This is a genomic window from Amycolatopsis sp. cg9, assembly GCF_041346945.1.
GTDB lineage: Bacteria > Actinomycetota > Actinomycetes > Mycobacteriales > Pseudonocardiaceae > Amycolatopsis.
In genome coordinates this window covers 5,482,589-5,505,939 of the sequence record NZ_CP166850.1, presented here as the reverse complement: position 1 = coordinate 5,505,939, position 23,351 = coordinate 5,482,589, and the positions used below count along the sequence as shown (strand labels likewise).

The following is a 23,351-nucleotide window of genomic DNA, read 5'->3' as shown; positions in this document are numbered from 1 at the left end:
CCGGGGCTAGCGTGGCCGGGTGCTGCGGGTTTCGCTGCTGGGCGAGCAGGTGATCGCCGACGACGAGTCCGGCGCCGTGCTGACGCGGTCGCCGCGGTCGGTCGCGCTGGTGGCCTACCTGGTCGTGCACGCCGGGCTGGCGCAGCCCCGGCGCCGGATCGCCGGGCTGTTCTGGCCGGACTCCACCGACGCGCAGGCGCTCACCAACCTCCGCCGCGAGCTGCACCAGCTGCGCCGGGTGCTGGGCGACCCGCCGTCCCTGGCGGTGACCGGGCGCGACCTGTGCTGGCACGACACGCCGTCGAGCCGGGTCGACGTGCGGGAGTTCGCCGCCGCCCACCGGGCCGCGCTGGCCGCCGGGAACGCCGGGGACGCGCTCGCCAACGCCCACGCCGCGCTGGCCGCCTACCGCGGCGAGCTGCTGCCGGGCCTGGCCGACGACTGGGTACTGGCGGCCCGCGCCGAACTCGACCGCCAGTGCGTCGAGCTGTGCGACCTGATCTGCCGGACGCCGTCGGGCGCCCCGGCCGCCGCGCTCGCCGCGGCCCGCCGCCGGATCCGGCTTCGGCCGCTGGAGGAGACCGGCTACCGGACGCTGATGGGGCTGCAGGCCGACGCCGGCGACCGGGCGGGCGCGGTGAGCACCTACCACCGGTGCGCGTCGGTCCTCGAGCGCGAGCTCGGCGTCGGCCCGGCCGAGCCGACCCGCGCGGCGCTGCGGCGGCTGCTCGCCCGGTCCGGACCCGAGGTCCGCCGCGCGGCGGCACCCGGGCTCGTCGGCCGGGCCGCCGAACTGGCCCGGCTGAGCGACGCGTGGCGCGCGGCCGCGGCGGGCCGGGCCGGGGTCGTCCTCGTCCGCGGCGACGCCGGGGTCGGCAAGACGCGGCTGGTCACCGAGCTCGCCGGGCTGGCGCGCGCGGAAGGCGCCGTGGTGGCCACCGGACGCTGCTTCGGCTCGGCCGGGCGGCTCCCGCTGGCCCCGGTCGCCGACTGGCTGCGCACGCCCGCGGTGCAGCGCGCGGCGGCGGCCCTCGACCCGGTGTGGCGCGCCGAGGTCGACCGGCTGGGGCCCGCGCCGGGCCCGGCCGCGGGCGGGCACCCGACGGTCGACGCGTGGCAGCGCCTGCGGTTCTTCGAAGGGCTGGCCCGCGCGCTGACCGCCGGCGGGCGGCCGGTCCTGCTGGTGCTCGACAACGTCCAGTGGTGCGACGAGGAAACGGGCGCCTTCCTCGCCTTCTGCCTCGGTCTCCTGCCGGACGCGCCGCTGCTGGTCGCCGGCACGCTGCGCGACGGCGACGTCGACCCCCGCGTCGAGTCGTGGACCGCGCACCTGCGCGACGAAGGCAAGCTGACCGAGCTGCCACTGCGCCCGTTCGACGCCGGCGGAACGGCCCGCCTCGGCGAGGCGGTCGCCGGGCGGCCGCTGTCCGGAGCGGACCGGACGCTGCTGCACGCGGCCACCGGCGGGTTCCCGCTCTACGTCGTGGAAGCGTTGCGCACCAACGCGTCCCCGCCGTCCGGGCGGCTGAGCGGCGTCCTGCGGGCCCGGCTCGAACAGCCCGGTCCGGCGGCCCGCGAAGTGGCGGGGCTCGCCGCCGCGGCCGGGCGCGACTTCACCCTCGAACTGCTCACCGAGGCGAGCGACCTCGACGCCGACACCGTCGTCGACGCGGTCGACGAGCTGTGGCGGCGCCGGATCGTGCGCGAGGTCGGCGGCGGCTACGACTTCACCCACGACCTGCTGCGCGAGGCGGCCTACCAGCAGGTCAGCCCGCCGCGCCGGTGGCTGCTGCACCGGCGGCTGGCCCAGGGCCTGGAACTGCTGCACGCCGAGGACACCGACGCCGTGGCGGCGCAGCTGGCCGAGCAGTACGCCCGCGGCGGCCGGCCGGACCGCGCCGTCGAGCACTACCGGCGGGCCGCGGCGGTCGCCGCGCGGACGTTCGCCCACGCCGAGGCGATCCGGCTGCTCGGGGAAGCGCTGGCGCTCGTCCGCGCGCGCCCGCCGAGCGGCAACCGCGACCGCGCGGAGCTCGCCGTCCTCGAAGCGCTCGCCGGGCCGCTCAACGCCCGCCGGGGCTACTCCTCCCCCGAGCTGCAGCAGGTCCTCGAACGGTCGCTCGAGCTCGCGGAAGCCCTGGGCAGCGAGGATTCCGCGCTGACCGCCCTGCTGGAACTGTGGTCGTCCCGGTTCGTCCAGGGCCGGACCGCGCTGGCGCACGAGTCGGCCGAACGCGCGCTGACGCTGGTCGTCCCCGGGACGAACCCCGCGCTGAGCGGTTCGGCGCACTTCATCGTCGCGGGCTCGTCGGTGAGCCTCGGGCGCCCCGCCGACGGGCTGCGGCACTTCGAGCTGGGCGCCGAGCGCACCCGCGACGCGTCGACGTGGCCGATCGGCACCCGCCCGGACATCCACGGGCCGGCCTGGGCGGCGCACGCGCACTGGCTCCTCGGCCACGACGACGCCGCCGTGGCGAGCAGTGCCGAAGCCGTCGGCCGCGCCCGCGCGGCCGGGCACCCGTACAGCCTGACCATCGCGCTGGCCTACGCGGGGATCACCCACCAGATGCGCCGCGACCGGCGGGCGCTGTGGGCGGCCGTCTCCGAGCTGCACGGCTTGTGCGACCGGTACGGCTTCGCCTACTACCGCGAGTGGGCGCTGGTGCTGGGCGGCTGGTCCCGCGGCGGCGCGGCCGGGCTGGCCGCGGCGCAGGAAGGCGTCGCGAACCTCAAGGCCGAGGGCGCGTTCGCCCGGATGCCCTACTGGCTGACGCTGGTCGCCGACCTGTCGGGGCCCGAAGCGGCCCGCGCGACGCTGGACGCCGCGCTCGCCGCCGGGGAGGCCCGCGACGACCGCTGGTGGCTGCCGGAGGTGCTGCGGCTGCGGGCCGCGCACGACGCCGATCCCGGCCCCCGTCTGCGGGCCGCCGCGGAGCTGGCCCGCGGCCAGGGCAGCGTGGCCCTGCTGCGGCGCTGCGAGGCGGACCTGGGCGTTCGGGCCGCGTCCGGCCGGCCCTGAACGGACCGAACGCTTCGCGAACGCCGCGTGCCTACGTTCGCCTCGAACCGGGAAATCCGAGAGGGGCACCATGACCACCACCGCGTTGCCGCACGAAGCACTGGCCACCACCCTGCGCGGCGACCTCGTCACGCCGGCGGACCCGGGCTACGACGAAGCCCGCGCCGTCTACAACGCCATGATCGACAAGCGGCCGGCGGCGATCGCCTACTGCCGCGACGCCGCCGACGTCATCGCCTGCGTCCGCTACGGCCGCGAGCAGGGCCTCGACCTCGCCGTGCGCGGCGGCGGCCACAACGCGGGCGGCCTCGGCGTCGCCGACGGCGCGCTGGTCGTCGACCTGTCCGGGCTGCGCAGCACCACGGTCGACCCGGTCAACCACACCGTGCGCGCCGACGCGGGCTGCACCTGGGGCGACGTCGACCACGCGACGGTCGCCTTCGGCATGGCGACGCCGTCGGGCATCGTCGGGTCCACCGGCGTCGCCGGCCTGACGCTGGGCGGCGGCATCGGCTACCTGGCCCGGCGCTTCGGCCTGACGGTCGACAACCTGCTCGGCGCGGACGTCGTGCTCGCGGACGGCTCGTTCGTGCGAGCTTCGGAGTCTTCGCACCCCGACCTGTTCTGGGCCCTGCGCGGCGGGGGCGGCAACTTCGGCGTCGTCACGTCGTTCACCTTCCGCTGCCACGACATCGGCGAGCACGGCTCGGTGCTCGGCGGGCCGGTGCTCTACGACCTGGCCGACACGCCCGAGGTGCTGCGCTGGTACCGCGAGCTGCTGCCGTCGCTGCCGGAGGAGGTCAACGGCTGGTTCGGCCTGCTGACCGTCCCGCCCGCGCCGCCGTTCCCCGAGCAGCTGTGGGGCCGCAAGGCGTGCGGGATCGTCTGGTGCTACACGGGTCCGCACGACAAGGCCGACGAGGTGCTGGCCCCGATCCGCTCGTTCGGTTCGCCGTTGCTGGTGGGGCTGCACGAGCTGCCCTACACCGCGCTGCAGGCCGCGTTCGACGCGCTGTACCCGGCGGGCCTGCAGTGGTACTGGCGCGCGGACGTGTTCCACGAGATCTCCGACGCGGCGATCGACGTCCACCTCAAGCACGGCGCGGCCTTGCCGACGATGCACTCGTCGATGCACCTGTACCCGATCGACGGCGCGGCGAGCCGGGTGGCGGCGGACGCGACGGCGTTCCCGCACCGCTCCGGCGGGTGGTCGGGCGTGATCGTCGGGGTGGACCCGTCGCCGGACCGCGCGGCGGAGATTTCCCAGTGGACGCGGGAGTACTGGGAGGAACTGCACCCGACGTCGGCGGGCGGGGCGTACGTCAACTTCATGATGGAGGAGGGCCAGGACCGGGTGCGGGCGTCGTACCGGGGGAACTACGACCGCCTGGCCGCGGTGAAGCGGCGCTACGACCCGGACAACGCGTTCCACGTCAACCAGAACATCCGCCCGGCGTGACGCCGTTCAGGAACGGAGGGAACCGCGGCGGCGCTGCCAGTCCGTGACCGAGTCCAGACCGGACTCGATCTCCTCGGTCAGCAGCGCCGCCAGCTGGGCCGCGACGTCCGCGCCCAGCAGCTCGCCCACCCGGTCCAGCAGCGGCAGCGCCTCCCACGGCGACCCCGCCAGCGAGCCCGAAGCGACCCCGGGCTCCGGCGGGGTCAGGCCCTCCTCCAGCCCGAACCGCCCGGCGGCGAGCAGCGCCGCGACCACCAGGTGCGGCTGCGCGTCCGCGCCGGCGAAGCGGAACTCCAGGCGGGGGTCCGACGGCGGCCCGGCGACGCGCACCGCCGCGGTCCGGTCGTCGTGGCCCCAGCGGATCTCGCGCGGGGAGAACGGCGCCGTCCGCAGCCGCACGTAGCTGTTCCACGTCGGGGCCCACACCGCCGTCAGCGCCCGCGCGTCGCGCAGCACGCCCGCCAGGAAGCCGCCGAGCAGGTCCGGGGGCGAGCCGTCCACAGTGGACAGCGACAGGTGCACGTGGCCCGAATTGCCCTGTCCCGGCGCGGGTGCGGCCAGGTAGGACGCGGACACCGCGTGGCGCGCCGCGACCCGGCGCACGATCAGCTGCTGCAGCAGCACGTCGTCGCACGCGGCCAGTGCGTCGCGGTGGCGCAGCACGACCTCGTACTGCCCCGGGTGACACTCCGCGCGCGCGGATTCGACACCCAGCCCGGCGTCGGCCAGCGCGGACCGGAGGTCGGAAAGCACCGGTGCCAGGCGTTCCGTGCCGCCGACCGCGTAGTCGGTGCCGTGCGCGGTGAGCGGCCCGGCGGCGTCGCCGAACACCACCTCGTGCTCGATGCCCACCGACGGCACCAGCCCGAGCCCCTCCAGCGCCGCGAGCTGGCCGCGCAGCACCTCGCGCGGGGCGAGCTCGGCGATCCGGCCCGAGGGCCACTCGGCGTCGCACACCACCGCCCACGTCCGCTCGCCCAGCGGGATCGCCGTCGCCGCGTCCGGGCGCACCCGCAGGTCGCCGAACCCCTCGAGATACCCGCCCAGCACGCCGGACGCCGCGAGCGGCTCCCGGTCCGGTGTCCACGCGAAGACGTAGCTGCAGACGCCGTAGCCGTCGTCGAGGACCGAGGCGGCGAACGGCGCGGCCAGCTCGACCGCGGCGAAGCGGGCGTGCGGGTCGGGCACCAGCAGGAGCAGCCGCGCGCCGTCCTCCGCGAGCACCCCGCGCAGCACGGCCGTCCCCGCGGCGGCGGCCGTCCGGCGCGCGGCCAGGGAACGCGGGCCGGCCGGCCGCGCGAACGGCGTCACCACGCGCCGCCGGGGTCCGGGGCGTGCAGCGGGTTCGGCACCCGGCCCCACCGGACGTCGAACTCGTCGTCGCGCTCCACCTTGTCGAACCCCTGGCCGGCCAGGTGCTCCCGGTTGAGCGTCACGCGCTCGACGTCCGGGGCGAACAGCCGGCACGCGTCGAACCGCGCGGCCACGTCCGGGTTCTCGTCCCGGTAGCGCCCGGCGATCTCCCGGACCGGCGCCCAGAACCGCGCGCGCGGCAGGCCCAGCTCGTCGAGCAGCAGCTCGGCCCAGAACCGGAACTGGCCGGAGAACACCGAGCTGAACAGCGACTGGGCGAGCAGGTGCGCGGGCCAGCGCAGCATGTCCGCGGCCGCCTCCGGCGGGAGCGACTCGTAGCTCTCCAGCTGTTCGTCGAGCAGGTCGACGCCCTGGGCGAAGTCCTTGATCAGCACACGGCGGGGGAACCCGGCGGCGTCGACGACGAGGACCAGGTTCTGGCCGTGCGGGCAGAACCCGACGCCGTGGCGCAGCAGCCACTGCAGCAACGGCGTGAGCAGCAGGTCGAACAGCCGCGTCAGCCACGCCACGGGATCGCCGCCCGCGATCAGGTGCGCGAGCACCGAACCGCCGCCGGGGCCCCGGTAGGGCAGCGCGGCGAACGAAATCGCGCGCTCCCCGTCCGCGAGCCGGATCGGCTCCCGCCAGAGCGCGCCCAGCGTTTCGTGGAACCGGTAGGGCAGTTCCTCCAGGTGCCCGAACAGCGGGTGCGTGACCGACACGCTCGCGACTTCGCCGAGCAGCCCGAACCGGTACCGCTCGCTCAGCAGCGGGTCGGCCGCGCTGATCCGGCGCAGCCACGACGTCACCGACGGCCCGGCGAGCGTCGCGGCCGAGTTCAGCCCGCGGTAGACGAGCGTGTTGCGCACCGAGACCGCGGTCTTGACGTCGTGGCGGCCCGGCGTGGTCACGTTGCCCAGGGTCCGGACCGTCTGGTGCGCGCGGTAGGCGTCGGCGCTCTCCCCGAGGTCGACCACGACACCGGTGGCGAGCTCGGCGGCGTAGAGCGTGCCGAGGATTTCGTCGGCCTGCCACGGGTGCACGGGCACCCAGACGTAGTTTTCCGGTGCCTTCGCGGCGAACTCCGCCCGCTGCTCGCCGAGTTCGGCGGCCAGGAGCGCGTCCCGGCTCAGCCCGTCGACGCAGCGGAACTCGGCGTGGTCCGGGTGGACGGCGAACCAGCGCAGCCGGACGTCCGCGCCCGCTTCCGGCGCGTAGCGGGCGCGGTCGTGCGCGGAGAACCCGACGCGGCCCTTGTTCAGCACCAGCCGCGGGTGGCCGGTGAGGTGCCCGTCGGCGACGTTGTAGTCCATGGTGGACAGTGCGGCCGCGGTCGGGGCACGGCGCAGCCGGGCGGCCTCGTTGGCGACCGTCGAGGTCAGCTCGGCCAGCACGTCGGCCAGCCGCAACCCGCTCAGCCCCAGCACTTCCCGTGCGTCGACGACGAGGGCGCGCGGGTCGGTGACCGGCTCGCCCGAGCGGCGCGCGCTGCCCGGTTCGACCGTCCAGGAGTCGAACGCGCCCCGCCGGGCCCGGAACGTGTATTCGGCACCCGGCAGCTCGAGCCGGTAGGAATCGCCGTCCCGAACGGGCTCCAGCAGGTGCTCGTAGGACAGCTCACCGAGCATCTTGTGCGCGATCAGGGCACCGGCCGCGCGCCAGGCGGCCGCCTCGTCGAGGGTCACTTGTCCTCCAGGCCGAACGTGGTGAAGGCGGTGCGGTCGGGCAGTTCGTGCACGGTCTTGCCGCACACGGCGTTGAGGATCACGGCCGCCCGCCAGGCGCCGAGGCCGAGGTCGGGGGCGCCGGGCCCGTGGGTGTGCCGTTCCGCGTTCTGGACGTACAGCGCGCCCGGCACGTCGAGGGCGACGCGGTAGCCGGCGTCGACGACCAGGCGCCCGCGGCCGTCGCGGTGGACGGCGTCGCCGAGCCCGGCCAGCAGCGGCCCGACCGGGGCCTCCGCGTATCCGGTGGCCGCGACGACGGCGTCGGTGCGCAGCGTGCCGGCCCGCCCCTGCTGGGCCTGCACGACGCGCAGCTCGATCCGTCTATCCACAGTGGACGATTCGACCACCTCGACCCCCGGGGTCAGCACCGCACCCGGCGGGCCGGTGATGCTGCGGTGGTAGAGCTCGTCGTGGATCGCGGCGATCGTCTCGGCGTCGATCCCCTTGTACAGCTGCCACTGCGCGGGCAGCAGCCGGTCGCGGACGGCCTCCGGGAGGCCGTGGAAGTACGCGGTGTAGTCCGGGGTGAACTGCTCGAGACCGAGCTTCGAGTACTCCATCGGCGCGAACGCCGGGGTCCGCGCGAGCCAGCGCAGGCCGTCCACAGTGGACCGTGAGCGCAAGAGGTCGAGGAACACCTCGGCACCCGACTGCCCGGACCCGACGACCGTGACGTTCGCGGCGGCGAGCAGCTTTTCCCGGTGGGGCAGGTAGTCCGCCGAGTGCAGGGCGAGGACGGCGTCGTCGGCGACGAGGTCGCGCAACGCCTCCGGCACCGAAGGGACCGAGCCGACGCCGAGCACGACGTTGTCCGCGAGCACCGGCGCGCTCCCGGCGACCGTCAGCTCGAAGGCGTCCCCGGCCCAGCGGATCCCGGTGACCTCGTGCCCGAACCGGCACGACGGCAGCCGGGCGGCCGCCCACCGGCCGTAGTCGTCGTACTCGGCGCGCGGCGGGTGGAACCGCTCCGCGAAGTAGAACGGGAACAGCCGGCCGCGGTCGCGCAGGTAGTTGAGGAAGGAGAACGGGTTCGTCGGGTCGACCAGCGTCACCAGGTCGGCCAGGAACGGCACCTGCAGCGTCGCGCCTTCGACCAGCAGGCCGGGGTGCCAGCGGAACTCCGGGCGGGCGTCGAAGAACACCGCGTCCAGGCCGTCGACGCCGTCGGCCAGCGCCGCGAGCGAGAGGTTGAACGGCCCGATCCCGACGCCCGCGAGGTGGTGGCGCCTCACGAAGCGACCGGGCTTTCCCGGCCGGCGACGAGTTCGGCACCCGCGGTGGCGGCGATCCGGTCGAGCAGCGGCCGGTAGCCGTCGGCGGTCGCGTGCGGGTGCAGCAGCGTCAGCTTGAGCCACAGCTGGTCCGCGCCGCCGGGCCCGGTCGGCAGCGCGGCCCGGCCGATCACGGCGGTGCCGGCTTCGAGGAGCGCCCGGCGGACCCGCGCGACGAGCTCGTCCCCGCCCGCCTCGTCGGCGACGACCGGCCGCAGGACCACAGTGGACAGTTCCGGCGGCCCCCAGAGCCGGAGCCCGGGGTGCCGCTCGACGTCCTCCGCGACTGCGGCCGCGGTGGCGCAGCAGCGTTCGACGAGCGCGCCGAGCCCTTCGGTGCCCAGCGCGCGCACGGTGACGGCCATCCGGAAGGCGTCCGGCCGCCGCGACGTCCGGATCGACCGGCCGAGCAGGTCCGGCAGCCCGGCTTCGGTGTCGTCGTCGGCGTTGAGGTACTCGGCCCGCACGGTCAGCGCGGCGAGATCGGCGGCTTCCCGAGCGGCGAAGAGCCCGGCGGCGACCGGCTGCCAGCCGAACTTGTGCAGGTCGAGCGCCACGGAATCGGCGAGGTCGAGCCCGGCGAGCTTGGCCTTCAGCGCGTCGCTGCACAGGGCGGTGCCCCCGTAAGCGGCGTCGACGTGCAGCCGGGCCCCCGCACGACGGCAGATTTCGGCGATCTCGGGAAGCGGGTCGAGGGTGCCGGTGTTCGTGGTGCCGGCGGTCGCGACGACGACGGTCCGCGGCGAGACGACCTCGGCGAGCGCGCCGGGCAGCATGCGATCACCCGCGCACGGCACGACGATCGGGGCGGGCAGGCCGAGCAGCCAGGCCGCGCGCGCGACGCTGTGGTGGGCGTTGGCCCCGCAGACGGCTTGGACGGTGCCGCGCTCGCGGGCGAGGAGCAGGCCGAGGAGGTTCGATTCGGTCCCCCCGGTGGTCACGACGGCGTCGGGTTCGCGCGCGCCGGGGTAGCACAACCGGGCGATCCCGGCGGTGAATTCGCGTTCGAGTTCACTGGCGACCGGCGCCTGGTCCCAGGAGTCCATGGAGGGGTTGAGCGCACTCGCGACGACATCGGCGGCCACGGAGACCGCGAGCGGCGGGCAGTGGAGGTGGGCGGCACAGGCGGGGTCGGCGGGATCGGCGGACCCGGCGGCGAGGAGCCGGCTGAGCTCTTCGAGGGCGGCTTCGGCCCCTACGCCGTGGCGAGGGAGCGCGCCACTCGCGGTGACCTCGGGCGACTCGGTTCGTCCCGCCCCGTCCGCTGCCGGGCCACCCGCCGGGTCGAACCCCACGTCCGCCGTCGCGTTCTCGCCGTGCTCGGCCATCAGGGCCGCCGCCACCGCGGCCGGGCCGCCGGCCGGGATCGGGCCGCCGCGTTCGGCGACGCCCGCCGCCATGCCGCGCAGGGCCGCCGGGATCAGCTCGGCGAGCCGGTCCGCGCCGTCGTGGCCACCGGCCAGCCCGTCTGCTCGCATGTACCCGCCTTCCTTAGGGTTGCCTTGCCTACGCTGAGCAACAGTACGGCGACCGACGGCTGCCTGTCACGCGGCCCCGTCCAGCATGCTCGACCGGGTGGCGGGGACGCGTCGGCCATCGGGAGTAGGTTCGGCCTCGGAGGTGATCAGCGTGCCCGCGACCCGGTGGGACGTCCTGCTCGCGATCGGCGCGGGCGGCGCGCTGGGCAGCCTGTCCCGGTACGGGCTGTCCGTCGCGATCCCGCACGCGCGCGGCGAGTTCGCCGTCGCGACGCTGCTCACCAACGCGCTCGGCTGCCTGCTCATCGGCGTCCTGATGGCGTTCCTGACCACCACCGCGCGCCCCCACCACCTGCTCCGGCCGTTCCTCGGCGTCGGCGTCCTCGGCGGCTTCACGACGTTCTCCACGTTCGTGACCGACACCCTCGACGCGGCCACGACCGGGCGGATACTGGGTTCGCTGCTGTACGTGGCGGCGTCGCTGGCGCTGTGCCTGGCAGCGGTGACCGCCGGGCTGACGGCGACCCGCGCGATCCGGAAGGGACGCTGATGGAAGGACCGGCCACCCGCCTGACGATCTACCTCGGCGAGGACGACCACTGGCACCACAAGCCGCTCTACCACGAGATCGTCCGCCGGGCCCGCGACGCCGGCCTCGCGGGCGCTTCGGTGCTTCGCGGCGTCGAGGGCTACGGCGCTTCGTCGCTGATCCACACGACGCGGATCCTGTCGCTGTCGGAGGACCTGCCGATGGTCATCGTGATCATCGACGCCGAGGAGAAGCTCCGCGCGTTCCTGCCGCAGCTGGACGAGCTCATCGGCGAGGGCCTGGTGACGCTCGACCAGGTCGAGGTGGTCCGCCACGTGGGACGGACGGAGTGACGCCGCTCCTGGTCGCCCTCGGCGGAGCGGCCGGCTCGATCCTGCGCTACCTGACCGACCGCCGCGTCCAGGCGTGGCGGGATTCGCCGTTCCCCTTCGGCACGCTGACGGTCAACATCGCGGGCTCGCTCATCCTGGGCTTCCTGAGCGGCTGGCTCCTGCACGGCGCGGAGCCGTCGTCGGTCCGGTCGCTGGTGGCGGTGGGCTTCTGCGGCGGCCTGACGACGTTCTCGACGTTCGGCTACGAGACGGTCCGCCTGTTCCTGGAGAAGACGCGCCTGTACGCGGTGCTCAACGTGGTGGTGACGGTGGTCGCGGGCCTCGCCTCGGGCGCTCTCGGCCTGCTCCTCGCGACCGCGGTCTTCGCCTAGCGGTCCGGGCGGCCCAGCCGCCGCTGCACGCGGGCGAGCGCCGCGTCCAGGCGCCCGGCCCGGCCCTCTTCCCGCTCGGCGCGGCGTTCGACCTTCCGCGCCACGTACTCGGCGAGCGGGATGTCCGGCCCCTTGCGCTTCACCCGGCGGCGTTTCCCCAGCAGCCTCAGCTCGGCCGCTTCGGCGCGGACCTCGTCCGGGGTGCCCGTCGCAGCGCGCAACGCCAGGCTTTCCCGCGCCCGGTTGCTCCGGCGCGCGAACGCCTTGCTGCGCGCCAAGTTCTTCCGCGACGACTTGTCGTTCTCGCCGTACGCGTCGCGCCGGTCCTTGCGGTAGCTGAGCCGCTTCTTCTCCGGCGGCGCCTTCCGTCTCATCCGTCCCTCCTCCGGGGCCAGGAAACACCCGGCCCCGGAGACGGGCAACGGAATATCAGCGCGGTGCCAGGCCGCGCACCTGCTCGAACGGGTCCCCGCCCGTGGGCAGCAGCGCGATGATCGGCGTCGTCAGCCCGTTGTCCACATAGGACTTCACCTGCTCCCGGCACGACTCGACGCTGCCGTGGATCACCAGCTCGTCCACCACCGAATCCGGGATCACCTGGTTCGCCTTCTGCCGGTCCCCCGCCGCCCACGCTTCGTGCATCGGGGCCAGCGCCTCACCGCGGCCGAGCCAGTCGTGGAACGCCGCGTACACCGGGACCGTCAGGTAGCTCGAGATCAGCATCCGGCCCAGGCCGCGCGCCGCGTCGGCGTCCTCCGTCGGGCAGACGAAGATGCGGGCCGCCAGTTCGGCGTCCGGGCCGAGCACCGACCGGACCTTGGGCACGTCCGAAGCCGCCAGCCAGTTGGTGATCGCGCCGTCCGCCTCGCGGGCCGCCAGGCGCAGCATGCCCGGGCGCAGGGCGGCCAGCATGATCGACGGCGGCGGGTCGGCCGGGCGCTCCAGGCGGAACTTCGAGACGGCGAACGTGTCGTACTTTTCGCTGACCTTCTCCCCCGCCAGCGCCGAACGCAGGAAGCGCAGCGTGTCCCGCGAGCGCGCGAACGGCTCTTCGAACGCGGCCGCGTTCCAGTTGGAGACGATCACCGGGGACGACGCGCCGATGCCGAGGACGAACCGGCCGGGGGCCAGCTCCGCGACCGTCGCCGCCTGCATCGCCAGCAGGCCCGGGCCGCGGGTGTACACCGGCACGATCGCCGTGCCCAGCCGCAGCTGGGGCGCCCACTGCGAGGCGAGCACGAGCGGTGTGAAGGCGTCCGTGCCCGCCGTTTCCGCGGTCCACGCGTCGGTGTAACCCAGGTCCGGCAGCTGCTCCACCAGCTCGCGGTGCGCGGCCAGCGGCACCCCGGTCAGCGGGATCGTGAGGCCCCAGCGAGTCATGCGTTCTCCTTGTCGACGGCGACGGCGGAAAGCTCGCGCAGCAGCCAGTCCACCTGCGTGCGCATCAGGTTCTCCGCGACCTCTTCGGCCTGCGGCGTCATGTGGGTGGCGCCCGCCAGCGGCAGGAAGACGTGCGGGCGCCCCTTCGCCAGCAGCGCCGACGACAGCCGCAGGGCGTGGGCGACGAAGACGTTGTCGTCGGCCAGCCCGTGCACGATGAGCAGCGCGCGGCTCAGCTCGGCGGCGCTCTCGATCAGCGAGTTGTGCGCGTAGCTTTCCGGCTCGTCCTGCGGCGTGCCGAGGTAGCGCTCGGTGTAGTGCGTGTCGTACAGCGACCAGTCGGTGACCGGCGCGCCCGCGACCGCCGCGTGGAACACGTCGGGGCGCCGCAGCACCGCGAGCGCCGACAGGTACCCGCCGTAGGACCAGCCGCGGATGGCCACCCGCTCGAGGTCCAGCTCCGGGAACTGCGCGGCCGCCGCCTGCACGGCGTCCACCTGGTCGGCCAGCGTGACGTCGGCGAGGCGGCCGTGGATCTCGCGCTCCCACACCGCGCCGCGCCCGGGCGTGCCGCGGCCGTCCGCGACGAGCACCGCGAAGCCCTGGTCGGCCAGCCACTGCGAGGTCAGGAACGCGTTGCGGCTCTGCAGCACGCGCTGGGCGTGCGGCCCGCCGTACGGGTCGAGCAGCACCGGCAGCTTGCCTTCGCTCGGCTCGTAGCCGCGCGGCAGCAGCAGGGCCGCGCGCAGGCCGCGCTCGCCCAGCGTCAGCCAGGTCAGGTTCGGCACGATGTCCGGGTCCACAGTGGACACGGCAATCGTCGCCACCGGCGAGCCGTCCCGCAGCACCGAAACGCGCGGCCCGCTGTGCTCCAGGCTCCACGACGAGAGCACCGTGACCGACGCCGACCCGGAGCCGTGGTGCACGCCGTCCACAGTGGACAGGCGCCGCACCGAAGCGCCCTCGGTCCGGAAGACGTGGATCTGCGTCGGGTCGGCCTCGGACGCGCTGAAGAGGATCTCCTCGCCGACGTCGAGCACCGCGCGCAGCTGCAGCCCGGCCGGGGTGACGGCCTCGCCGCCGACGAACAGCCGGTGGTCGCCGTCCACCATGCCTTCGGTGACCAGGCGGCCGTCCGGCGTCCACGCCGGGACCCCGCCGACGATGTCGATCCAGTGCTGGTCGGCCGCGGTGTGCACGACCGACGTCGAGCCGTCGGCGACGTCGAGCGCGAGGACGTCCATGCGCTTCTGGTCGCGCGGCTGGACGGCGAGCAGCGGCGCGCCGCCCGCCGACCAGTGCACCGAGGCCAGGTACTCCCACTCCCCCGGCTCGACGTCGACGCGGGAGCCGTCCAGGCCGAGCACCGCCAGCGACACGAGCGCGTTCGTGGTGCCCGCGGCCGGGTAGGCGACGACGTTCGCCGGGTGCTGCGGGTTGGCGGGGTCGGCGATGGTCCAGCGCGGCACCGGGCCGCGGTCCGAGCGCTCGGCCAGGACGCTGCGGCCGTCCGGGGCCCACCAGTAGCCCCGGGTGCGGTCCATCTCCTCGGCCGCGATGAACTCGGCCAGGCCCCAGGCGATGTCTTCGCCGTCCTCTTCGACGAGCACGCGGTCGGCGCCGGTGGCCAGCTCCAGCACGTGCAGCCGCCGGTCCTGGACGTAGGCGACGTGCGTGCCGGCCGGGCTGGGCCGCGGGTCGATGACCGAACCGTCGACGCGCAGCGTCACCTCGCCGGACGCGAGGTCCAGGGTGTAGAGCTTGCCCGAAAGCGAGAACACCGCGACGGTGAAGGCCGCGTCGACGCCGTAGTGCACGACACCGCCGCCGGTCTCGCGGGCCCGCTCACGCCGCGCCCGCTCCTCGGCGGGCAGCTCCTCCTCGCCGGGCAGCAGCTCGGCGGCGTCGACGAGCTTGGTCTCGGTGCCGGTCGCCAGGTCGGCCGCCCAGAGGCTGTGCCGGGGGTCGGTGCCCGACTCCGCGCGCAGGAACAGCACGCGGGAGCCGTCCGGGGCGACCCGGAACTCCTTCGGCGCGCCGAGGGTGAAGCGCTGGGTACGGGCCTGCTTGCGGAGGAACGGGAGGTCGTCGACATCGGTCACGCCCGCACTCTTTCAGACGATCACGACGGGACGCCAACACCCTTCAGCTTCGCCAGCTCCGCGTCGACGTCGTAGTCCGGCTCCGGGAACCGCGGCTTCAGCTCGGCGAGGGTCTCGATGAGCAGCTCGGCGACCGCCCAGTTGCGGTACCACTTGTGGTCGGCGGGCACCGCGTACCAGGGCGCGCCGCCGGTCGAGGTGCGCTTGAAGATGTCCGCGTAGGCCTCCTGGTAGGCGGGCCAGTGCGAACGCGCTTCGAGGTCGCCGGGGTTGTACTTCCAGTGCTTCTCGGGGGTCTCCAGCCGGGCCTTCAGCCGCTTGAGCTGCTCTTCCGGCGAGAGGTGCAGGAACACCTTGACGACGGTCGTGCCCGCGTCGGCCAGCTCCTTCTCGAAGGCGTTGATCTCGGTGTAGCGGCGGCGCCGCTCGGCCGCGGTGAGCAGCCCGGTCACGCGCGGGACCAGGATGTCCTCGTAGTGCGAGCGGTCGAAGACGCCGATCTGCCCGGCCGACGGCAGCTGCTTGCGGATCCGCCAGAGGTAGTGGTGCCGTCGCTCGGCGGCCGTCGGCGCCTTGAACCCGGCGTAGCGGACGCCCATCGGGTTGACCAGGCCGAGCACGTGCGACACGGTGCCGCCCTTGCCGGAGGTGTCCATGCCCTGCAGCACGAGCAGGACGCTGCGGGTGCCGCCGCCGGCGCCCTCGGCGTAGAGCGACTCCTGCAGCCCGGACAGCCGCTCGCCCGCACCGTCCAGCTTGGCGAGGGCCTTGGGCTTCTTGCCGGGGCCGACCGGCGTCGAGCCCGGGTCCGGCAGCTCCCCGTCGATGCGCAACGCGTCCCGGACCCGGCTTCCTGCGTCGTTCTTCGCCATCCCGCGAAACTACCTGCTCAGGCCGCGGCTTTCCTGGCGAAGAGTCCCGGCCTGCCGCCCGCAGCGTTTCGGGGGTCGACGCCCGGAAGTGCGCAACGAACAACGGGTGAAAGCAACGATTCCCGGCTGAATTCTGCGTGTCCTGCCTTTAACCTGAACGCATGACGACGTTCGCCGGCCGGGAGACCGCCGCCCCCTCCGCAGCGAGCTTCATCGAGCTCGACGAGCGCTGGAGCACGCACAACTACCACCCGCTGCCCGTCGTGATCGCCGAAGCCGCCGGTGCCTCGGTGACCGACGTCGAGGGCAAGTCCTACCTCGACTTCCTTTCCGGGTACTCGGCCCTGAACTTCGGCCACCGCCACCCGGACCTGGTCGCCGCCGCCGTCGAGCAGCTCGGCCGCGTCACGCTGACCTCGCGCGCGTTCCACCACGACCAGCTGGGCCTGTTCTGCCGGGAGCTGGCCGAGCTGACCGGCACCGAGCTGGTGCTGCCGATGAACTCCGGCGCCGAGGCCGTCGAGTCCGCGGTGAAGGTCGCCCGGAAGTGGGCGCACCAGGTCAAGGGCGTGCCGGACGGCACCGCCGAGATCATCGTCGCCGGCTCGAACTTCCACGGCCGGACCACCACGATCGTGTCATTTTCGACCGACGAGACCGCGCGCGCCGACTTCGGCCCGTTCACGCCCGGCTTCGTCACGGTGAAGTACGGCGACGCCGCCGCGCTGCGCGACGCGATCACCCCGCGCACCGCCGCCGTGCTCCTGGAGCCGGTGCAGGGCGAGGCCGGAGTCATCGTGCCGCCGGAGGGCTACTTCGCCGAGGTCCGCTCCGCGTGCGACGAGCACGGCGTGCTGCTGATCGCCGACGAGATCCAGTCCGGCCTGGCCCGCACCGGCACCGTGCTGGCGCTGGACCACGAGGGCGTCCGCGCCGACGTGTACACCCTCGGCAAGGCCCTCGGCGGCGGCATCCTGCCGGTGTCCGCGGTGGTCGGCCGCCGCGACGTGCTGGGCGTGCTGAAGCCGGGCGAGCACGGCTCGACGTTCGGCGGCAACCCGCTGGCCTGCGCGGTCGGCCGCGCGGTGGTCCGCCTGCTGAAGACCGGCGAGTTCCAGCAGCGCTCCACCGAGCTGGGCGCCCACCTGCACGCGCGGCTGACCGAGCTGATCGGCCACGGGCTGGCCGAGGTCCGCGGCCGCGGCCTGTGGGCGGGCATCGACATCGCCCCCGGCGGCCCGTCCGGCCGGGAAGCTTCGCAGGCGCTGTCGGCGCGGGGCGTGCTGTGCAAGGAGACGCACGAGCGCACGCTGCGCGTCGCCCCGCCGCTGGTGATCACCCGCGAAGAGCTGGACCGCGGCATCGACGCGATCGCCGGGGTCGTCCGCCCCTGAACCACCCGGATGCCGCCGGCTGTGCCTCCCGCCCCGGCGGCATCCGGGAGCACAACGTCCCCTTCGGACGTTGTGCCGGGTATGGGATCAGGGGAATGGGTGGAACGGCCGCTCGTCGGCGCCGGTGGTGGGACGCCGGCCGAGCTGTACGAGCAGGGCAAACGGCTCCGGGAGAAGACACCGGCCGCGGTGCACGACCACGAAGCCGCGGGGGCGGACCGGCCGACGCCGGCGCAGTACTTCGAGGCGAGCAACGCCGGGCGGCTGCCCGAGCTGGCCGAGCTCCGGCGGGAACGCATGCGCGCGTCGCCGTTCACGTTCTTCCGCGGTGCCGCCGGGCTGATGGGGGCCGACCTCGCCGGCACGCCGTCGGCCGGGCTCACCGCGCAGCTCTGCGGGGACGCGCACGCGGCGAACTTCGGGCTCTACGGCACACCCGAAGGCAAGATCGTGATGGACATCAACGACTTCGACGAGACCGTGCCGGGCCCGTGGGAGTGGGACCTCAAGCGGCTCGCCGCCAGCCTGGTGCTCGCCGGCCGCGAGGGCGGCATCGGTGAGGCCGGCTGCCGCGAAGCCGCCGAAGACGCCGTGAAGTCCTACCGCCGGACCATCCGCGCGCTGGCCGACCTGCCGTTCCTGCGGTCGTGGAACGCCCTGCCGGACTCCTCGGTGCTGTCGAAGGCCCGCGCGGACGAGCTCATCGACGACTTCGCCGACGCCGCCGAGAAGGCCCGCAAAAACACCAGCGCCAAGGTCGTGGCGAAGTGGACCGAACGCGTCGACGACCACGAGACCGGCCTCGCACGCCACCGGTTCGTCGAAGACCCGCCGGTGCTGACGCACGTCGACGAGAAGACCGCCGAAGCCGTCGCCGCCGGCCTGGTGTCCTATGTGGACACCCTGCGCGAGTCGCGGCGGACGCTGATCGCGCGCTACCGGCTCGCCGACGTCGCCTTCCGGGTGGTCGGCACCGGCAGCGTCGGGCTGCGCAGCTACGTCGCCCTGCTGCACGGCAACGACGAGGAAGATCTGGTGCTGCAGGTGAAACAGGCGCAACCGCCGGCACTGGCGCCCTACCTCGGCCTGCCCGCGGCGGACCACGAAGGGCAGCGCATCGTCGACGGTGCCCGGCTCGTCCAGGCCGAAACCGACATCCTCCTGGGCTGGACCACCATCGACGGCGTGCCGTTCATCGTCCGGCAGTTCCGGAACCTCAAGGGCGACATCGACCCGTCGGAGCTCGAGAAGGACCACCTCGACGACTACGGCCGCCTGGCCGGGGCGCTGCTGGCCCGCGCGCACACGCGGTCGCTGCACCCGAAGCTCCTGGCGGGGTACTTCGCCGACGACTCCGAGCTCGACGAGGCGATGGGCGCGTACGCCGTCCGCTACGCCGACCGGACCGAGGCCGACCACGCCGAGTTCTCAGGCAGCTGAGACGAGGCCGGCGACGTCCGCCGCGCAGCCCCAGGCCAGGGTGATGCCCGAACCGCCGTGGCCGTAGCAGTGCACGACGTCGCCGTCCCGCTCCAGCCGCACCTCGCGCCGGAACGGGCGCAGCCCGACCCGGGAGCGCAGGACTTCCGCGCCCGCCAGCCGCGGTTCCAGTGCGCGGCAGCGGCGCACGATGTCGGCCGTCACGCCCGGGTTCGGCTCGGTGTCGCCGCGACCCGGTTCCTCCGTGCCGCCGCACACCACGTGGGTGCCGTGCGGGATGACGTAGGTCACGCCGGGGCCGGTCTCGTCGACCGCGAACCCCGGCAGGCCCGGGTCGGTCAGGTGCACGACCTGCCCGCCCACGGGCACCATCGAGCCGTCCCCCGCCAGCCGGCCCGCGCCGAGCCCCGCCGCGTTGACGACCGGGCCGAGGCCGGCGAGGGAGGTCAGCTCCCGGTACTCGACGCGCACGCCCAGCGCGCGCACGCGGCCCAGGAGCCAGTCCAGGTAGCCGGGGGTGTCGACCAGCGCCGTGGTGAACTCCAGCCGGTCGCCGTCGCGGACGGGGTCCCCCATGGCCGGGAGCCACCCCGGGTCCGGGGTGCCCGGGGCCAGCACGACCCGGCCGCGGCGGAACCGCACCCCCGGCGCGTGCTGCTCGCGGAGCACCGCGAGGGTCTCGGCGGTCCAGCGCACGATCCGCTCGTCCGGCCGCCGCACCGGCGGGTAGAGCACCCCACCGGCGACGGCGGAGGTCGTTTCCCCCGGCGGCGCGGCCGCGACGACGGTGGTTTCGTGCCCGGCTTCGGCCAGCCGGTACGCGCAGCTGAGCCCCACGATCCCGGCCCCGGCGACTGTCACCCGCATCCCCGCATCGTGACGCACCCGCGCCCCCGCCGGCCCCACGGGGGCGCGACCACCCTCGCGCGGGTGAGGACGATCGGCCCCGGCCGTGGGAGCGCGACCACCCTCACGCCGGCGAGAACGACCGGCACCGACCACGGGGACGCGACCACCCTCACGCCGGCGAGAACGACCGGCACCGACCACGGGAGCGCGACCACCCTCACGCCGGCGAGAACGACCGGCACCGACCACGGGAGCGCGACCACCCTCACGCCGGCGAGAACGACCGGCACCGACCACGGGGACGCGACCACCCTCACGCCGGCGAGGACGATCGGCACCGGCCGCGGGAGCGCGACTACCCTCGCGCCGGTGAGAACGATGTGGGTGCCGGCCGCCGTCTGCGGTGTGCTCGCGCTGCTGCTCGGCCTGCCCTTCGCCGGCGGGACCGCCCCCGGCGCCGTCGACCGCGCCGCCGCCGGGGCCGTCGCGCACCTGAGCCCCGGGCTGGTGCGGGCGCTCGTGCTCCCGACCGAGCCCTACGTCGTCCTCGCGCTGGGCGTGCTCGCCGTCGTCCTGTGCCTGCGCGCGGGCCGGAAGCTGGAAGCCGCACTCGCGCTCGCCGTCCCCGTGCTGGCCATCCTCCTGACGAGCTGGCTGCTGAAACCCCTCTACGACCGCTGGAAGAACGGCACCCTCGTCTACCCGAGCGGGCACACCGTGAGCCTGGTCGCCGTCCTGACCGTGCTCGTCCTGGTCACCCGCAAGGCGATCGTCGTGGTGCCGGCCGCGCTCGCGCTCCTCGCCGCCACCGCCGGGCTGGTCGGGATGGGGTACCACTACCTGACCGACGTCGTCGGCGGGACGCTGTTCGCCGTCTCCGTCGTGCTGTTCAGCTGGCCGGTGCCGCGTCGCGTGCCAGTGCCGTCAGGCGGCTGACCGCGCGCAGGTACTTCTTGCGGTAGCCGCCGTTCACCATCTCCTCGGTGAACAGCGACGGCAGCGGCTCGCCCGACACCACCACCGGGATCGCGCGGTCGTAGAGCCGGTCGGCGAACGCCACCAGCCGCAGGGCCACGTTCTGGTCCGGCGCCGGGTGGACACCGCGCAGGTGCACGCGGGTGACGCCGTCCAGCAGCCGCCCGTAGCGCGAGGGGTGCAGGGACGCCAGGTGCTCGCACAGCGCGTCGAAGTCGTCCACAGTGGACCCTTCGTGCGCGGCCACGGACTCCTCCAGCGCCGCCGGGCTGACCGGCGGCGGCGCGTCCGGCAGGCCGCGGTGGCGGTAGTCCGGGCCGTCGACGCGCACCACGCCGAACCGGGCCGACAGCGTCTGGATCTCGCGCAGGAAGTCCTCCGCGGCGAACCGGCCCTCGCCCAGCTTCTCCGGCAGGGTGTTCGACGTCGCCGCGACGAAGACCCCGGCGTCCATCAGCTCCTGCAGCAGCCGGGTGACCAGGGTGGTGTCGCCCGGGTCGTCGAGCTCGAACTCGTCGATGGCCAGGATCCGGTGCTCCGACAGCCGCCGCACGGCTTCGGCGAAGCCCAGCGCGCCGACCAGGTGGGTCAGCTCGACGAACGTGCCGTACGCCTTGGGCGACGGCGCCGCGTGCCACGCCGAGGCCAGCAGGTGGGTCTTGCCGACGCCGAAGCCGCCGTCGAGGTAGAGCCCCATCGGCCCGGCCGGTTCCGGGGAACCGCCGAAGAGCTTGAAGCGCTTCTTCTCCTTGCGCGCCCCCACTTTCGCGGCGAACGCCGAGCACGCCTCGACCGCGGCGGCCTGGCTCGGCTCGTCGGGATCGGGGATGTACGTCTCGAACCGGACGGCGTCGAAGCGCGGCGGCGGCACCAGCGCGCCGATCAGCTCGTCGGCGGACAGCTCGGGACGGCGGCCGGTGAGGTGCGCGGGCATGGTCGCAGAGCCTATCCGCCGCGCTCACCCGTCCGGGCGCCCAGCTGCCCCGGTAGAGACGTGCTTCACGCCCGTGCTGGGATTGTCCCGTGCGGAGCGTGTGGCCCCTCTCGACGGGCGAACTGACCGGGGAAGACCTCGAAGAGATCTACGCCTACCCGGCGGACCTCGACCGGCCGTGGGTGCAGGTCAACTTCGTCGCGTCCGCCGACGGGGCCGTCGAGGTCGACACGACGTCGGCCGGGCTGTCCCACGCCGCCGACCGGCGGGTCTTCCTGCTCGGGCGCGACCTCGCCGACGTGATCCTGGTCGGCGCCGGCACCGCCCGCGCGGAGGACTACCGCGGCGTCGTCGCGGGTCCGAAGCGGCTGGAGCGCCGTCGCCGCCTCGGGTTCGACGGGGTCCCGCCGATCGCCGTGGTGACCCGGACCGCGGACCTCGATCCCGCTTCCCGGCTGTTCACCGAGACCGTCGTTCCCCCGATCGTGGTCACCACGGAAACCGCGGACACCGCGGCGCTCGAAGCTGCCGGGGCATCGGTGCTGCGAGCGGGCACCGCCGACGTCGACCTGCCCCGTGCCCTCGACCTGCTGGCCGGACGCGGCCTGCGCCGGATCGCGTGCGAAGGCGGGCCGCGGCTGTTCGCGCAGCTCATCGCGGCCGACCGGATCGACCAGCTGTGCCTGACGGTCGCGCCGCTGCTCGTGGCCGGGACGGCGGACCGGATCGCCACCGGTCCCGGCAGCGTTCCCCGGCAGCTCGCGCCGGCGTCGATCCTGGTCGAGGACGGCTTCACGTTCCTGCGCTACCGCCGGGCCGCCGGGTGAGCGGCGACACCGAGCTGGCGACCCGCGCCGCGGCCGGGGACGAAGCCGCGTTCGGCGCGCTCGTCCGGCTGCACACGCCCCGGATGTACCGGGTCGCGCTGCGGATCACCGGCAGCGCCGCCGAGGCCGAGGACGTCGTGCAGGAGTCGTGGCTCGCCGCGTGGCGCGCGCTCGGCACGTTCCGGCACGAGTCCGCGGTGTCGACCTGGCTCTACCGGGTCGTCACCAACAGCGCGCTCGCGCTGCTGCGTCGCCGCAAGCCCACGATCTCGCTGGACGAGCCCGCCTGCCAGTCCACTGTGGACACGGTGCTGCTCGCGGTCCCGGGCCCCGAGGGCCGGGTCGTGCGCGCGGAAGAGGTCGACGCGGTGCTCCGGGCGATCGGGCGGCTCGAGGTGTCCCAGCGGGTGCCGCTCGTGCTGCGCGAACTGGAGGGGCTGAGCTACGAAGAGGTCGCCGAAGTGCTCGACGTGAACGTCGGCGCCTTGCGCTCCCGGCTGCACCGCGCCAGGGTGGCGCTGCTCGCCGAGTTGAGGGAGCGGTGATGGCCGAACAGACCGACCCCGAGCGCGACCCGCGCTGGGATGCCGTGCGCGCCGCCGCCCGGCGCCGGGTGGCGACCCCGCCGGGCCTGGTCGAACGCGTGCTGCGGGCGGTCGCGCGCGGCGCCCGGACGGCCGTCGAAGTGCCCGGGGACGAGGGCGGGCTGCGGATCACCGAACAGACCGTCGTCCGCCTGGCCGGGACCATCGCGGCGGGCCGGGCCCCCGCCGGTGTGCGCGTCGCGGCCGTCGCCGTCGAGGACGACGTCGTGCAGGTGCTGGTGTCGGTCCGCTTCGGCGTCGTCGCCGACGAAGCCGCCGAGGGGCTGCGCCGGGAGATCACCGCCGAGCTGTCCCGGCAGCTGGGCGTCGCGGCCGCGGTGAACGTGCACGTCGTGGACGTCCACCCGGGCTGAGGTTCCCCCGATCGGGGGACCTTGCGTGAGGGATTCGCCCGCCCGGGCATCGTAAGGGCG

21 protein-coding genes are annotated in these 23,351 nt (G+C 74.7%); 11 read left to right on the top strand and 10 right to left on the bottom strand.

Annotated elements, in window-relative coordinates; translation table 11 throughout:
- Positions 1-19: 19 nt before the first annotated feature.
- Both AB5J73_RS26295 and AB5J73_RS26290 read left to right on the top strand, forming a co-directional pair.
- The gene (locus AB5J73_RS26295) at positions 20-3,019 is read left to right on the top strand and encodes an AAA family ATPase (RefSeq protein ID WP_370961339.1); all 3,000 of its coding nucleotides are present in this window, start codon (positions 20-22) and stop codon (positions 3,017-3,019) included.
- 70 nt (positions 3,020-3,089) lie between these two features.
- Positions 3,090-4,478, top strand: coding sequence for an FAD-binding oxidoreductase (locus AB5J73_RS26290; RefSeq protein WP_370961338.1), 1,389 nt, complete (start codon positions 3,090-3,092; stop codon positions 4,476-4,478).
- A 6-nt stretch (positions 4,479-4,484) separates the two neighbouring features.
- On the opposite strand, the gene AB5J73_RS26285 is transcribed toward AB5J73_RS26290, so the two are convergent.
- From AB5J73_RS26285 to AB5J73_RS26270, 4 genes are read right to left on the bottom strand one after another with little or no spacing between them, the layout of a single operon-like run.
- Complete coding sequence (locus AB5J73_RS26285; RefSeq protein WP_370973337.1) at positions 4,485-5,789, bottom strand: glutamine synthetase; 1,305 nt, start codon at positions 5,787-5,789, stop codon at positions 4,485-4,487.
- Positions 5,786-7,516: an IucA/IucC family siderophore biosynthesis protein gene (locus tag AB5J73_RS26280; protein ID WP_370961336.1), complete on the bottom strand. Its 1,731-nt coding sequence runs from the start codon at positions 7,514-7,516 to the stop codon at positions 5,786-5,788. Before AB5J73_RS26280 ends, AB5J73_RS26285 begins: the two co-directional genes overlap by 4 nt.
- Positions 7,513-8,790 carry a lysine N(6)-hydroxylase/L-ornithine N(5)-oxygenase family protein gene (locus AB5J73_RS26275; RefSeq protein ID WP_370961335.1) on the bottom strand — a complete coding sequence of 426 codons (1,278 nt, stop codon included), beginning with the start codon at positions 8,788-8,790 and terminating at the stop codon, positions 7,513-7,515. Before AB5J73_RS26275 ends, AB5J73_RS26280 begins: the two co-directional genes overlap by 4 nt.
- Positions 8,787-10,307 carry an aspartate aminotransferase family protein gene (locus AB5J73_RS26270; protein WP_370961333.1) on the bottom strand — a complete coding sequence of 507 codons (1,521 nt, stop codon included), beginning with the start codon at positions 10,305-10,307 and terminating at the stop codon, positions 8,787-8,789. The genes AB5J73_RS26275 and AB5J73_RS26270 overlap by 4 nt, the downstream gene beginning before the upstream one ends.
- 142 nt (positions 10,308-10,449) lie before the next feature.
- On the opposite strand from AB5J73_RS26270, the gene AB5J73_RS26265 reads away from it, so the two are divergent.
- Genes AB5J73_RS26265 through crcB form a run of 3 tightly spaced genes read left to right on the top strand, consistent with a single transcriptional unit; the run spans position 10,450 to position 11,560 of the window.
- Positions 10,450-10,857 carry a CrcB family protein gene (locus tag AB5J73_RS26265; protein ID WP_370961332.1) on the top strand — a complete coding sequence of 136 codons (408 nt, stop codon included), beginning with the start codon at positions 10,450-10,452 and terminating at the stop codon, positions 10,855-10,857.
- Entirely contained in the window at positions 10,857-11,189 is a 333-nt protein-coding gene (locus AB5J73_RS26260; RefSeq protein WP_160701646.1) for a DUF190 domain-containing protein, read from the top strand. The genes AB5J73_RS26265 and AB5J73_RS26260 overlap by 1 nt, the downstream gene beginning before the upstream one ends.
- Positions 11,186-11,560 (top strand): fluoride efflux transporter CrcB, encoded by a 375-nt coding sequence (gene crcB, locus AB5J73_RS26255; protein WP_370961331.1) that lies wholly within the window; start codon positions 11,186-11,188, stop codon positions 11,558-11,560. The genes AB5J73_RS26260 and crcB overlap by 4 nt, the downstream gene beginning before the upstream one ends.
- Here crcB and AB5J73_RS26250 read toward each other — a convergent pair.
- From AB5J73_RS26250 to AB5J73_RS26235, 4 genes are read right to left on the bottom strand one after another with little or no spacing between them, the layout of a single operon-like run.
- Positions 11,557-11,934, bottom strand: coding sequence for a hypothetical protein (locus tag AB5J73_RS26250; RefSeq protein ID WP_370961330.1), 378 nt, complete (start codon positions 11,932-11,934; stop codon positions 11,557-11,559). The two genes, crcB and AB5J73_RS26250, sit on opposite strands and share 4 nt — an antisense overlap.
- 55 nt (positions 11,935-11,989) lie before the next feature.
- A complete protein-coding gene (locus tag AB5J73_RS26245; RefSeq protein ID WP_370961329.1) occupies positions 11,990-12,940 on the bottom strand; it encodes an LLM class F420-dependent oxidoreductase in 951 nt (316 codons plus the stop codon).
- Positions 12,937-15,042, bottom strand: a complete 2,106-nt coding sequence (locus tag AB5J73_RS26240; RefSeq protein WP_370961328.1) for a prolyl oligopeptidase family serine peptidase — start codon at positions 15,040-15,042, stop codon at positions 12,937-12,939. The genes AB5J73_RS26245 and AB5J73_RS26240 overlap by 4 nt, the downstream gene beginning before the upstream one ends.
- 20 nt (positions 15,043-15,062) lie before the next feature.
- Complete coding sequence (locus AB5J73_RS26235; RefSeq protein ID WP_370961327.1) at positions 15,063-15,914, bottom strand: PPK2 family polyphosphate kinase; 852 nt, start codon at positions 15,912-15,914, stop codon at positions 15,063-15,065.
- Positions 15,915-16,075: 161 nt separating this feature from the next.
- Here AB5J73_RS26235 and rocD point away from each other — a divergent pair, with 161 nt between their 5' ends.
- Positions 16,076-17,308 carry an ornithine--oxo-acid transaminase gene (gene rocD, locus AB5J73_RS26230; protein WP_370961326.1) on the top strand — a complete coding sequence of 411 codons (1,233 nt, stop codon included), beginning with the start codon at positions 16,076-16,078 and terminating at the stop codon, positions 17,306-17,308.
- An 81-nt stretch (positions 17,309-17,389) separates the two neighbouring features.
- Positions 17,390-18,748, top strand: a complete 1,359-nt coding sequence (locus AB5J73_RS26225; RefSeq protein WP_370961325.1) for a DUF2252 domain-containing protein — start codon at positions 17,390-17,392, stop codon at positions 18,746-18,748.
- Here the strand turns inward: AB5J73_RS26225 and AB5J73_RS26220 are convergent.
- Entirely contained in the window at positions 18,737-19,615 is an 879-nt protein-coding gene (locus AB5J73_RS26220; RefSeq protein ID WP_370961324.1) for an FAD-dependent oxidoreductase, read from the bottom strand. The genes AB5J73_RS26225 and AB5J73_RS26220 overlap by 12 nt on opposite strands.
- Before the next feature lie 366 nt (positions 19,616-19,981).
- Here AB5J73_RS26220 and AB5J73_RS26215 point away from each other — a divergent pair, with 366 nt between their 5' ends.
- Positions 19,982-20,533, top strand: a complete 552-nt coding sequence (locus AB5J73_RS26215) for a phosphatase PAP2 family protein (protein ID WP_370973335.1) — start codon at positions 19,982-19,984, stop codon at positions 20,531-20,533.
- On the opposite strand, the gene zapE is transcribed toward AB5J73_RS26215, so the two are convergent.
- Positions 20,487-21,506, bottom strand: coding sequence for a cell division protein ZapE (gene zapE / locus AB5J73_RS26210; protein ID WP_370961323.1), 1,020 nt, complete (start codon positions 21,504-21,506; stop codon positions 20,487-20,489). The genes AB5J73_RS26215 and zapE overlap by 47 nt on opposite strands.
- Positions 21,507-21,595: 89 nt before the next feature.
- On the opposite strand from zapE, the gene AB5J73_RS26205 reads away from it, so the two are divergent.
- The 3 genes from AB5J73_RS26205 to AB5J73_RS26195 are packed head-to-tail and all read left to right on the top strand — an operon-like array spanning position 21,596 to position 23,291.
- Entirely contained in the window at positions 21,596-22,333 is a 738-nt protein-coding gene (locus tag AB5J73_RS26205; RefSeq protein ID WP_370961322.1) for a pyrimidine reductase family protein, read from the top strand.
- Complete coding sequence (locus AB5J73_RS26200) at positions 22,330-22,878, top strand: RNA polymerase sigma factor (RefSeq protein ID WP_370961321.1); 549 nt, start codon at positions 22,330-22,332, stop codon at positions 22,876-22,878. Before AB5J73_RS26205 ends, AB5J73_RS26200 begins: the two co-directional genes overlap by 4 nt.
- Positions 22,878-23,291, top strand: coding sequence for a hypothetical protein (locus AB5J73_RS26195; protein ID WP_370961320.1), 414 nt, complete (start codon positions 22,878-22,880; stop codon positions 23,289-23,291). Before AB5J73_RS26200 ends, AB5J73_RS26195 begins: the two co-directional genes overlap by 1 nt.
- Positions 23,292-23,351 lie beyond the last annotated feature (60 nt).

Bases quoted from the DNA above. Each gene is read 5' to 3' on its own strand.
- AB5J73_RS26290 (WP_370961338.1), top strand. From the start codon at position 3,090: ATGACCACCACCGCGTTGCCGCACGAAGCACTGGCCACCACCCTGCGC.
- AB5J73_RS26270 (WP_370961333.1), bottom strand. From the start codon at position 10,307: ATGCGAGCAGACGGGCTGGCCGGTGGCCACGACGGCGCGGACCGGCTC.
- AB5J73_RS26260 (WP_160701646.1), top strand. From the start codon at position 10,857: ATGGAAGGACCGGCCACCCGCCTGACGATCTACCTCGGCGAGGACGAC.
- AB5J73_RS26250 (WP_370961330.1), bottom strand. From the start codon at position 11,934: ATGAGACGGAAGGCGCCGCCGGAGAAGAAGCGGCTCAGCTACCGCAAG.
- AB5J73_RS26245 (WP_370961329.1), bottom strand. From the start codon at position 12,940: ATGACTCGCTGGGGCCTCACGATCCCGCTGACCGGGGTGCCGCTGGCC.
- AB5J73_RS26235 (WP_370961327.1), bottom strand. From the start codon at position 15,914: ATGGCGAAGAACGACGCAGGAAGCCGGGTCCGGGACGCGTTGCGCATC.
- rocD (WP_370961326.1), top strand. From the start codon at position 16,076: ATGACGACGTTCGCCGGCCGGGAGACCGCCGCCCCCTCCGCAGCGAGC.
- AB5J73_RS26225 (WP_370961325.1), top strand. From the start codon at position 17,390: ATGGGATCAGGGGAATGGGTGGAACGGCCGCTCGTCGGCGCCGGTGGT.
- AB5J73_RS26220 (WP_370961324.1), bottom strand. From the start codon at position 19,615: ATGCGGGTGACAGTCGCCGGGGCCGGGATCGTGGGGCTCAGCTGCGCG.
- zapE (WP_370961323.1), bottom strand. From the start codon at position 21,506: ATGCCCGCGCACCTCACCGGCCGCCGTCCCGAGCTGTCCGCCGACGAG.
- AB5J73_RS26195 (WP_370961320.1), top strand. From the start codon at position 22,878: ATGGCCGAACAGACCGACCCCGAGCGCGACCCGCGCTGGGATGCCGTG.